This is a genomic window from Proteus sp. FME41 (genome assembly GCF_014897315.1).
Lineage (GTDB): Bacteria > Pseudomonadota > Gammaproteobacteria > Enterobacterales > Enterobacteriaceae > Proteus.
Map to the genome: position 1 here is coordinate 82,050 of NZ_JABUYL010000012.1, position 11,952 is coordinate 94,001.

General features: G+C 37.3%; 9 protein-coding genes. 4 read left to right on the forward strand and 5 right to left on the reverse strand.

Features of this window, described 5'->3' with window-relative positions:
* Nucleotides 1-170 precede the first annotated feature (170 nt).
* The 3 genes from hemH to INT04_RS12310 all read left to right on the forward strand — a co-directional run bounded on the left by hemH (nt 171) and on the right by INT04_RS12310 (nt 3,847).
* Complete coding sequence (gene hemH, locus INT04_RS12300) at nt 171-1,151, forward strand: ferrochelatase (protein ID WP_193016422.1); 981 nt, start codon at nt 171-173, stop codon at nt 1,149-1,151.
* A gap of 163 nt (nt 1,152-1,314) precedes the next feature.
* On the forward strand, nt 1,315-2,433 hold the full coding sequence (wzz(fepE), locus tag INT04_RS12305) for an LPS O-antigen length regulator Wzz(fepE) (protein ID WP_193016423.1): 1,119 nt from the start codon (nt 1,315-1,317) through the stop codon (nt 2,431-2,433).
* A 103-nt stretch (nt 2,434-2,536) separates the two neighbouring features.
* Entirely contained in the window at nt 2,537-3,847 is a 1,311-nt protein-coding gene (locus INT04_RS12310) for an inosine/guanosine kinase (RefSeq protein WP_193016424.1), read from the forward strand.
* A gap of 114 nt (nt 3,848-3,961) precedes the next feature.
* Here INT04_RS12310 and ybaL read toward each other — a convergent pair whose 3' ends face one another.
* A complete protein-coding gene (gene ybaL / locus INT04_RS12315; protein ID WP_193016425.1) occupies nt 3,962-5,722 on the reverse strand; it encodes a YbaL family putative K(+) efflux transporter in 1,761 nt (586 codons plus the stop codon).
* 238 nt (nt 5,723-5,960) lie between these two features.
* Nucleotides 5,961-7,199, reverse strand: coding sequence for an MFS transporter (locus INT04_RS12320; protein ID WP_193016426.1), 1,239 nt, complete (start codon nt 7,197-7,199; stop codon nt 5,961-5,963).
* 261 nt (nt 7,200-7,460) lie between these two features.
* Here INT04_RS12320 and ushA point away from each other — a divergent pair, with 261 nt between their 5' ends.
* Complete coding sequence (gene ushA, locus INT04_RS12325) at nt 7,461-9,125, forward strand: bifunctional UDP-sugar hydrolase/5'-nucleotidase UshA (RefSeq protein ID WP_193016427.1); 1,665 nt, start codon at nt 7,461-7,463, stop codon at nt 9,123-9,125.
* Nucleotides 9,126-9,195: 70 nt separating this feature from the next.
* On the opposite strand, the gene ybaK is transcribed toward ushA, so the two are convergent.
* The 3 genes from ybaK to INT04_RS12340 all read right to left on the reverse strand — a co-directional run bounded on the left by ybaK (nt 9,196) and on the right by INT04_RS12340 (nt 11,910).
* Nucleotides 9,196-9,675 (reverse strand): Cys-tRNA(Pro)/Cys-tRNA(Cys) deacylase YbaK, encoded by a 480-nt coding sequence (ybaK, locus tag INT04_RS12330; RefSeq protein ID WP_193016428.1) that lies wholly within the window; start codon nt 9,673-9,675, stop codon nt 9,196-9,198.
* A 35-nt stretch (nt 9,676-9,710) separates the two neighbouring features.
* On the reverse strand, nt 9,711-10,520 hold the full coding sequence (locus INT04_RS12335) for a TraB/GumN family protein (RefSeq protein WP_193016429.1): 810 nt from the start codon (nt 10,518-10,520) through the stop codon (nt 9,711-9,713).
* A 109-nt stretch (nt 10,521-10,629) separates the two neighbouring features.
* Complete coding sequence (locus tag INT04_RS12340; protein WP_193016430.1) at nt 10,630-11,910, reverse strand: YadA C-terminal domain-containing protein; 1,281 nt, start codon at nt 11,908-11,910, stop codon at nt 10,630-10,632.
* Between the last annotated feature and the right edge of the window lie 42 nt (nt 11,911-11,952).

The window sequence follows — 11,952 nt, forward strand, 5'->3', positions numbered from 1 at the left end:
TAATCACTTTATTGTGGGATGAGTAATATCTTCAGATTACCTTTGCTTTTTTCTTTGTTAAATAATGTGTAAAAAGAACAATCCAATAAATTGACAAGCACAATCTATTATTTTCCTTTATTCTTCTACTCTTTGGTTATCCTAATAAAATAACTCTAAGGAGTCATAGTATGAATGATGCTAAGTATGGTGTTCTTTTGGTTAATCTTGGCACGCCTGATGCGCCGACAACGGGTGCTGTTCGACGTTATTTAGCACAATTTCTTAGCGATCCTCGTGTTGTTGATGTTTCTCCTTTGATTTGGAAACCAATATTACAAGGGGCGATATTACCGTTTCGCTCACCCAAAGTAGCTAAGTTATATCAACAGATTTGGATGGATGAAGGATCACCTCTGTTAGTTTATAGCCGAGCACAACAACGTGCTGTTGCTGAGCGATTACCGAATATACCCGTGGAGTTGGGGATGTGTTACGGCAATCCATCGCTAAATGAAGGGGTTGGGAAGCTATTAGAACAAGGTGTTGAGAACATTATTTTGTTACCACTGTATCCACAATACTCTTGCTCTACTTCAGCGGCAGTATTTGATGGTGTTAGTCGCATTTTTAAAGATATGCGTACAATACCTTCTCTTCACTTTATTCGCAGTTATCCTACACACCCGCTTTATATCAAAGCGCTTGTCTCCTCTATTGAGAAAAATTTTCAGCAATATGGCAAACCCGATCGTTTAATTCTCTCTTTTCATGGTATTCCTGAGCGCTTTATTAAAACGGGCGATATTTATTATGATGAGTGTTGCCTCACAACAGAAAAACTAAAACAGCAATTAGAAGAACAGTTAGGTTATCCTAAAGAGCAAGTCATGCTGACATTCCAGTCACGCTTTGGTCGTGAACCTTGGCTATCACCTTATACGGATAAAACGATGGAAAAGCTGGGAAGTGAGGGTGTTGAACATGTACAGGTTGTATGTCCGGGATTTTCATCTGATTGCTTGGAAACATTAGAAGAAATTAATGAACAGAACCGAGAGTTCTTTATTCATGGTGGTGGCAAACAGTACGAATATATTCCGGCATTAAATGATGATCTAGAGCATATTGACTTGCTAGAAGCGATGATCCGAGAGGTATGCGAAAAATAATTACTGAATTCTATAAATAAAATTATCGGATTTGATGATATATTAATTTGATCATATTTCAGTTATATATAAACTTATCTTTTCTCATTTTTTAAGTCTTTTAGTGGGAATCACTAAAAGTGCTGATAAACGGACACTGCATTACATAAATTTAGGCAGGAAAATGAATAGTAAGCTTTCAAAACCACAATCTTCAGAAATTGATAAAGGACATTTTGACGACTTTTATCTAAAACAGAATGATGAGATCGATCTTTTTGAATTATTTTCTGTTATTTATAAGTCAAAATTTGTCATTATTGGCATTACGCTATTATTTGCTATCGTTGGCTTTACTGTTGCAAGCTTTTTACCCCAAAAATGGACAAGCCAAGCGGCAATAACCAAGCCAATGCTTGATGAAATGAAACAGTTAAGATCAACATTAACAGAATTGAGTTTAGTCGATGTTGATACTGGCGTTAACGCTTCTTCTGTTTATCAAAAATTTATCAATAACTATAATTCTCGCGTTTTACGTGAAGACTTTTTAGTCAGTACGGATTATTACAAAAGCTTGTTGGCGAAAATGGAAAATCCAACACCACTGGATAAGCGTAGATTAATTGAAGCTATCGTAACAAAAGATATTAACTTAAAAGCGTCAGATGCCAAGAATAGTGATGAAGAGTTTAGTGGTGAAATTAATTTAAGTTTTACTGCTCCAACCCCTGAAGAAGCTTACGATTTACTTTCTGGTTATATTCGTTTTATTTCAACGCAAGTACGTGTGGAAGTGAAAGACGAAATTGATGACCAAATTGAGCGTAAATTAAGCTTTGCTCAAAAAGCCTATGAAATGGATTTGGAACGTATTGCCAATGCCCGTAATGTTAATGTGCAACGTTTGAAATATGCATTAGAAATTGCTAATGCTGCTGGTGTTAAAAAACCTATTTCAAGTGAAGGAGCACAAATAAAAGATGACCCAGACTATTCTATTGCAATGGGTTCTGATGCTTTAAGCAGTAAATTGGCTATCACGGAATCTATTACTGACCCAACAACGGTCAGTTCTGAACTGCAAAACCGTTTATATAACATGAAGCAATTAGAGCAAGTGAAATTAGATGAGCTTCAGTTTGTGCCGTTTAAATATATGTTGAAGCCTTATGAACCGACTAAAAAAGATGCACCTAAACGTGCTCTGATTTTAGTTGGTGCTGCTTTTGTTGGTTTTATTCTTTCTGTTATGGGCGTTTTACTGGGCTATATGGCGAGAAGTCGTCGTAAAACTGCATAAAAACATCTCCAAATAAGTAGGTGTACTGACGTACACCTACTGTCACTCCTATAATATTGTGTTAACATTGCGCATCTTTTTTAGCTGTGTAGCATCGTTCACAATGAAATTCCCTGGCAAACGAAAATCCAAACACTATTTTCCCGTTAGTTTACGAGATCCTTTATTACACCCCATCATCAATATGACGGAGAGCGAATCCTCTCGTGCTTATATTGTGGGTATTGACCAAACGTTGGTTGATATTGAAGCAAAAGTTGATGAGGCGTTTATTAACCGTTATAACTTGAGTCAGGGACACTCTCTGGTTATTGAAGATGATGTCGCAGAAGCACTTTATCGTGAGTTAACCGATAATAACTTAATCACTCATGAATTTGCAGGCGGCACTATTGGTAACACGCTACATAACTATTCTGTCTTGGCTGACGACCGCTCCGTGTTATTGGGGACAATGTGTAATAACATTCAGATCGGCAGTTATGCTTATCGCTATTTATGCCATACCTCTAGTCGCACCGATTTAAATTACCTTCAAGGTGTTGATGGCGCTATTGGGCGCTGCTTTACACTGATCACTGAGAATGGTGAGCGAACTTTTGCTATTAGCCCAGGCCAAATGAATCAACTTATGCCTGAAAGCATTCCTGAAGAGGTGATTGCAGAAGCGTCTGCGCTGGTATTAACCGCTTATTTGGTTCGCTGTAAACCGGGTGAGCCTATGCCGTTAGCCACCATGAAAGCGATCGAATACGCAAAAAAACATGATGTACCTGTTGTTCTCACCTTAGGCACAAAATTCGTTATTGCAGACGATCCTCAATGGTGGCGTGATTTCTTAAAAGAACATGTATCTGTTGTGGCAATGAATGAAGATGAAGCCTTTGAGTTAACAGGGCATGCTGATCCTCTTCTTGCTTCTGATGTAGCATTAGAGTGGGTTGACTTAGTTCTCTGTACAGCAGGTCCCGCAGGGCTTTATATGGGCGGTTATACGGAGCGTAGTTTTAAACGTCAAACAACACATCCTTTATTACCGGGTGCGATTGCTGAGTTTAATTGTTATGAATTTAGCCGAGCGATGCGCCGTAAAGATTGTGATGAACCAGAGAAAGTCTATTCTCATATAGAACCGTATATGGGGGGCCCTGAGAAAATCATGAATACAAATGGTGCGGGTGACGCGGCATTATCAGCATTACTGCATGATATTACGGCTAATAGCTATCATCGTATTAATGTGCCTAATTCAAGCAAACATCCTCGAGCTTATTTAACGTATTCATCGCTAGCACAAGTGTGTAAATACGCTAACCGAGTCAGTTATCAAGTGCTTAGTCAGCATTCACCCCGTTTAACACGTGGTTTACCTGAAAAAGAAGATAGCTTAGAAGAAGCCTATTGGGAACGTTAAGTTCATACTGTATCTAAGTGCTGCTTTAGCAATATGAAAAAAACCTATCAACATCTATTGATAGGTTTTTTATTGACTTAAATTTATTAATTTAAGTGATTACATCTATATTTATTATTGCGCAGCACTTGGCGCAATGATTTGCTGACCATTTTCAGGGGTATCATCAATGGCACAACCAAATTCAACTTCTTTAATTAGCATATCAGCCATTGCCGAGGCAGTTTGATCTTCATCGATAATGACATGATTTGCTCCTTTCTCAAGGATAAAAGACGCTTCTTCATCGTAGTTAGCTCGCACAATAATATCGTCGAAATGAGCACGAACAATGATATTTAAATCAGGGTTCATACTTCTGGCTGTCTCAGCAATATCAGCGGCTTCATAACCATTAGGAATAGTCAGTAATAGCGATTTAGCACAATCAATACGAGCTAAAGCAAGAGACTCTTTTGTTGATGCATTACCCAATACGGTATTTAAGCTTTTCTCTTTTAATTCCGCGAATTTATTACGGCTATTCTCGATAATAACTAAGGGAATAGATTGAGCTAATAATTTTTCGGAAAGCATACTTCCTGCACGTCCATAACCAACGATAATGGCATGACCACAAATATCAACAGGAACAGGCATCTCTTCTTCCAACTCTTCTTGTTGTAGCTGTTCCATCTCTTCTTTGGTTTCTGTTTTTGCTAGATAACGATCTAATAAAGTAAATAGAACGGGGTTTAGCATAATAGAAACTAACGCGCCCGCCAAAACAAGATTACGCGCATCAGGCTCTAAGACATTTAAGGCAACACCAAGGCCTGCAAGAATAAAGGCAAATTCACCGATTTGAGCCAAGCTGGCGGAAATGGTTAAGGCTGTTCGTCGAGAATGCCCAAACATTCGCACAAGGACTAATGCAGCAGCAGATTTACCAATAATAATGATAGCCAATGTTGCTAAGATACCAAGAGGGTGTTCAAGCAAGACCATTGGGTCAAATAGCATACCAACAGAGACAAAGAACAGGACAGCAAAAGCATCACGCAGAGGTAAAGTATCTTGAGCCGCTCGGTGGCTTAAATCAGACTCATTAAGCACCATACCAGCAAAGAATGCACCTAATGCAAAAGAAGCATCAAATAAAGTCACTGCAGCATAAGCAATACCTAAAGCCAATACTAATACACACAGCGTAAAGAGTTCACGAGAACCCGTTGCGGCTGTTCTTGCTAAAATCCAAGGAATAAGCTTACGACCAACAACCATCATAATTAAGATAAAGGCAACAACTTTACCGATAGTGATACCTAAATTAATCATCAGTTGAGAAATACTTGTCTGATCACTGCTTTCAAGCATATTGGCGGCTGCAGGAAGTAGCACAAGGGCTAATACCATTGCTAAGTCTTCAACGATCAACCAACCGATAGCAATTTGACCTCGTTGGCTATCGATTAAGCCTCTTTCTTCAAGTGCGCGCAAAAGAACGACCGTACTTGCGGTTGAAAGACACAAACCAAACACGATGCCACTGAATAAACCCCAGCCAAAAAATGCCGATAATCCCAACCCTAACAGTGTTGCTACTGCAATTTGCGCAATAGCACCAGGAATAGCGATGGCTTTTACCGCCATAAGATCTTTTAAAGAAAAATGTAAACCTACGCCAAACATTAATAGAATGACGCCAATTTCAGCGAGTTCAGGGGCAAGCGAAGTATCAGCAACAAAGCCAGGTGTAAATGGACCAGCGAGCACACCCGCAGCAAGATATCCTACTAAAGGTGAGATTTTTAGCCGTTGAGCGATCATGCCTAAAATGTAAGCAAGTGCTAACCCACCAACAATGGTGGTAATGAGGGGTGTTGAATGCGGCATCAATTCTCCTTCTTTTTATAAAACTACATGTATCGGGGGGCGAGTGATATAGCAGGCTGATAGTTTAACGTATTTATGCAATAAATTCGCTAAAAATTATCGATTATTTATAAAAATAGCAAGTTGATTGAGTTTTCTGATGCAAATGCGTGTTTTTATGTTATTTTAATGAGTCTTACCTTTTAAGACGAGTAATACCCTGTTACCTATTCATTAAGATAACAGGGAAATGTACAGCTTATTCAGTTTTATCTACCCCAATATTAGGAAGAAAAAGGGTGAAAATGCCGAGCAGTGGCAGATAAGCACAAATATGATAAACATATTCAATACTTTTCTGATCGGCTATGTATCCTAAGACAGCCGCACCAATACCTCCCATCCCAAAAGCAAGCCCAAAGAAAAGCCCTGAAACCATGCCTGTTTTACCCGGAATGAGCTCCTGAGCATAAACTAAGATAGCAGAAAATGCTGAAGCTAAAATGACACCAATAAATACAGTTAAGATGCCGGTCCAATATAAGCTGGCATAAGGCAAGATCAATGTAAAAGGCGCGACTCCTAGAATAGAGCCCCAAATAACGTATTTTCTGCCAATTTTATCGCCCACAGGGCCACCTATCATTGTTCCTGCCGCGACGGCAAAAAGAAAAACAAACAGGTGAATTTGTGCATTTTGTACAGAGACGCCAAATTTATGGATTAAATAGAAAGTATAGTAGCTACTGATACTCGCAAGATAAAAATACTTAGAAAAAATCAGAATAAGTAAAATAGCTAAAGATCCCAAAATGGCTTTACGAGGTAATACGGCTTTAATCTGTGTTGTTTTGGGGTGCTTTTTCTGTGCTTCTTGCTGAATTTTGTACCAACGACTGATTTGTAATAACACCACTATCGCCAGTAATGCAGCAAGAGAGAACCAGCCCACATTACCTTTGCCATAAGGCGCAATAATTAAAGCGGCAAGTAATGGGCCTAAAGAACTCCCTAAATTACCGCCAACTTGGAAAAGTGATTGTGCAAGTCCATGCCTTCCACCGGATGCCATTCTGGCAACCCGAGATGATTCGGGATGAAAAACAGATGAGCCAGTACCTACTAACCCAGCGGCAAGCAATAACATTGGGAAAGTATCAGCAAAGGCCAGAAGAATAAGCCCGGTAAGCGTAAAGCCCATGCCAATAGGTAATGAATAAGGTTTAGGATATTTATCAGTATAGAGTCCAATAAAAGGCTGTAATAACGATGCTGTAATTTGATAGGTTAAAGTTATCATCCCAATTTGTACAAAGCTTAAAGAGAACTCAGATTGCAACATTGGGTAAATAGCCAATATCAAGGATTGGATCATATCATTGAGAAGGTGTGAAAAGCTGATCGCGGTTAGGATGCTGAAAACGGTATTACGTTTATTGGCTTTTCGTTGTAAAACTTGAGCTTCTTCTATTGGAAGTATTGGATCGGTATTACTCATTTTAATTCCCTGTCACATCATTATGTTAATAAATTGTTTCTATTTTTATTAGTCTAGTTTACATCTATTTGGAATAGAGTGCTTTTGTGAGAAATAGAGTTTGATTCATGTCTCAAAAAAACTATTGGATCAATGAAATAATAAAAAAATTATATAACCTACGTCATAAAATACAGCAAAAGTATTTAACTTCTGTCTTCTTTTTCTACAGTAGATGCATGGCAGAACCTTCTCAATAAATAATATACATGGGGATATACCATGAGCTTATCTTTTAAATTATCGGCATGCGCATTGACGGTCTCTTTAGCCATGGCGCCAGCGTTGTCTCAGGCATGGGAAAAGGATAAAACATACGAAATAACTATTTTGCACACTAATGATCACCATGGACATTTTTGGCATAACGATCGTGGCGAGTATGGCTTAGCAGCTCAAAAAACGGTAGTAGATAATATTCGTGATGAAGTGGCTAAAAATGGCGGTAGCGTTCTGCTGTTATCAGGTGGTGATATTAATACAGGAGTTCCTGAGTCTGACTTACAAGATGCAGAACCAGACTTTAAAGGAATGAACCTAGTCGGCTATGATGCAATGGCGCTAGGTAACCATGAATTTGATAACCCGTTAGATGTTTTACGCCAACAAGAAAAATGGGCAACATTCCCATTCTTATCTGCAAACATTTATCAAAAGAGCACCGGTGAGCGTTTATTCAAACCTTACACCCTTTTTGATAAACAAGGCGTGAAAATTGCCGTATTAGGCTTAACAACGGATGATACGGTGCGTATTGGTAATCCCGCCAATTTTCCTGATACCGAATTCCGTAAACCTTCAGATGAAGCGAAAAAAGTGGTAGAAGAGTTACGTACAACTGAAAAACCAGACATTATCATCGCTGCAACCCATATGGGTCACTATGATGATGGTAATCATGGTTCTAACGCACCAGGTGATGTAGAAATGGCGCGTGCCTTACCAAAAGGCTATCTTGATATGATTGTGGGTGGTCACTCACAAGATCCTGTCTGTATGTCTCAAGAGAACAAAAACTACAAACAAGCTGATTATGTTCCAGGCACACCTTGTGCACCTGATAATCAAAATGGTACTTGGATTGTTCAAGCACATGAATGGGGTAAATATGTTGGTCGTGCAGACTTTGAATTCCGCAATGGTGAGTTCACGTTAAAGCATTACCAATTAATCCCAATCAACTTAAATCAAAAAGTGAAGAAAGACGACGGCACAACAGAGCTAGTTTATTACACTAAAGAAATTCCTCATAACCCAGACATGATGAAATTGTTAACTCCTTACCAAGAAAAAGGTGGTGAGCAACTGAATGTTAAAGTGGGTGAAGTTGTCGGTAAATTAGAAGGTGACCGCAGTAAAGTTCGCTTTGTTCAAACTAACATGGCCCGTTTATTATTATCAGCACAAGCTGAGCGCGCTAACGCAGACTTTGCCATTATGAGTGGTGGTGGTGTGCGTGATTCTATCGAATCTGGCAATATCACTTATAAAGACGTATTAAAAGTTCAACCATTCGCTAACGAACTGGTTTATGTCGATTTTAAAGGTGAAGAAGTTGAACCGTACTTATCTGCGGTTGCTTGCATGAAAGTAGATTCTGGTGCTTATGCACAATTTTACAATGTAAGCTTAACGGTAGATGCAGACTGTAAAGTGAGTGATGTAAAAATTGCGGGTAAACCATTAGATAAAACTAAATCTTACCGTATGGCGACACTGAATTTTAACGGTATTGGTGGTGATGGTTATCCTAAGATTGATATACATCCTGGCTATGTCAACACCGGCTTTGTCGATGCAGAAGTGCTAAAAGGTTATATTGAAGCACATTCACCGTTGCAAGCAGCAGATTTTGAACCTAAGGGCGAAATTGTTTACAAAAAATAAGTGTTGTTTGATACTTATCTAGATAAAGGCGACATTAACGTCGCCTTTTTTACGCAAAAATCATTAATAATTATGACTCTTTGCGGATAAGTGCAAATTGGGCGTCTAATACTGAGCCTAAATCTTTTGCCGATAATTCAATATCTAAACCACGTTTACCACCAGAAACAAAGACAGTCTCAAACTCAAGTGCTTGTTCATCAATCACCGTTGGTAGCCGTTTTTTTTGGCCTAATGGGCTGATTCCACCCACTAAATAACCTGTTGTTTTTTGTGCAATTTGAGGGTCAGCCATATCCGCTTTTTTCGCTTTAAAGCACTTAGCAACAAGTTTTAAATCTAACTGACCAGAAACAGGTGTTACGGCAACGGCTAGATTTTTAGCATCACCATTTAAGGATACTAAAAGTGTCTTGAACACTTGGCGATTATCTAAACCTAGTTTTTCAACCGCTTCATCACCAAAATTATGGACATTTGTATCATGTTCATAAGGATGAAGGGTGAATTTTATTTTTTGTTTTTCCAGTAAATTTACTGCGGGAGTCATGATTATTCCTACTCAACAAGGTTAGAGAAATATTTTTATGCTTGATGTGTTAATAAATCAACCAAATTTTCCTCACCAAATAAGTGAAGGGCGCCGACCGTTACCACATAACGACCCGCAGGGAGATTTGATAAGGTATTTACCCACTTTTGGTTACGTTGAGCCATCAAAATATCAAACACAGCTTTGCTAAAGGTATTTGGTAAAGGCGGTTGTTTCTCTTTACTATTATAATTTAACCACCAATTGATCATGATTTGCAATGTGCGTGCATTATCGTGCCAGTTTTTTAGCGTGTCTTCGAGCAATTGCTGACCATCATCAGGAAAATTCAATAATAGTGCGACCTGATCCTTAATACCCTCTAACTCTATAATCGTTTTTTTGTATTCATTAGCATGTTGGATTACTTGATAATCAATACCATGTTGAGGTTGTAATCCCAGTTGCATCGCTTGAGTAGATTGTAAAATCAAAGCAATTTGCCAAAGTGGTTTATTGTCGAGCTGATAAAGAGAAAGTGAAAGGTCTTCACAGTGCCGTGTAATTTGAGAAAAAAGAGAGTTATTTAAGCGTGTTTCCAGTGACTCTCTAAAAAGAGATGCCTGATCAAAAGGTTGAACATCTGTTGAGATATCGGCTTCAACAATAACAGCATTTGCATTTTTTATTTCGTTGATAAGTACATTAGAAAGCGGTGACATTGTGGGAACACCCATATGGATACTACCGACAAGGTGTAAAGAGATATTATGGGGTAGTGTAATATCAACAGCAGGATAGGGGTAATGGGCTGTATTTTTTATACCTACCCAATGTTTTATTTTCTGAAAAATACCCGTCATTGATATGCTCCGTTGAGTATAAAAACACAAGGTTTCAGCATAACGGATTTATCATGGAATGAAACAACGAAAACCAAGCTTTACTTAGCTTTCGCTGTTTTTACGTTATTTACCAGCTTACGCCAACACCGCCAGCAGAGACCCAATTTGATTCATTCCAAGCTGTTGACGCTCTGACTTTGATATTTTCATTAATACGATATTGCATACCCCAAGCAAGGGCGGTCGCATTACGATAATTACCGATACCAATAGCGGTACTAAATGTGGCTGAATCAGTAAAAGGTAAATTACTCATGGCAGCAACAGAAGCAATACCTTGGTTAGCGCGTTTTTCAACTTTATAAAAACGACTTTGAGTATCTGATTTAAAATGCTCAAAATTGGTTTTTAGATTTTTAAATTCACTTCTTATCACTGATTGTTCAGTATAGAGAGTAGAAAAATGATTTTTTAATGAAAGATTATTGCCATTAATATTAAGGTTATCGATATAATTTTTCGTTATATCATCAATATGATTTTTATTATTTGCTATATTATCAGCATTATTACTAATATCAATTCTATTGTTTTCTATCAGTTTGCTTTGTGTATCAATAGTTGTTTTATTTTGTTCTGTGATTTGACTGTTTTGATCAATAATAGCTTTGTGATTATTAAGTCTATTTCCTTGATTTTTAATTATTATTTTATTCTCTTCAATGGTTTCTGATAATCTTGAATTGGTATCTGAAATTGAATTGTTAAGCATACTATAATCTTGTGTTTGTAGTGATGCTAACTGGTTTAAATCTTTCTTTGTATTTTGTTCTAATAATAATAAATAGCTATTTTTTGTATTGAGGTTATTTATTATTTTATTTAATTTTTCAGGAGCGTTTAAATCATCTAATGTTAATAAACTGTCTTGAGCTCTGTAAATCATTGTCTTTTTATTATTGATGATATTAATTATATCATCTTTAGTTGACTCGGTTAATAAACTTTTTTTTAACAGATAATCAATTATGCCTGTCTTGAAATCCGTATGATTAGATTGAATGTTAATATGGCCATTTGTTCTAATAATATTTTCTTTTAGAAGATCAGCTTGTTCGCTTAAACTACGATCTCTTAAGTATTTTTCTAGATCTTTAGCGATGTTAGTATTTATTTCAATGCCATAAGTGTTTTTGTTTTTCGATATTTTAAGAATATTATCACTTATTATTTGATTTAAAATAGAAGGTGTAAAATGTGAGCTTTTATTTATGAGGCTTTCATTTGTCGGATATTCATATTCAGATTTAATCAAATATGAAGAAGCTGTTGAATCTAATGTGATTGAAAGAACCGAAGATGAATAAATGGTAGCTAATGTGATAATAAAATATTTATTATATTTCAATTTTAAATCCCTTTTAAAATAAAATGATGAAAAATATATCTT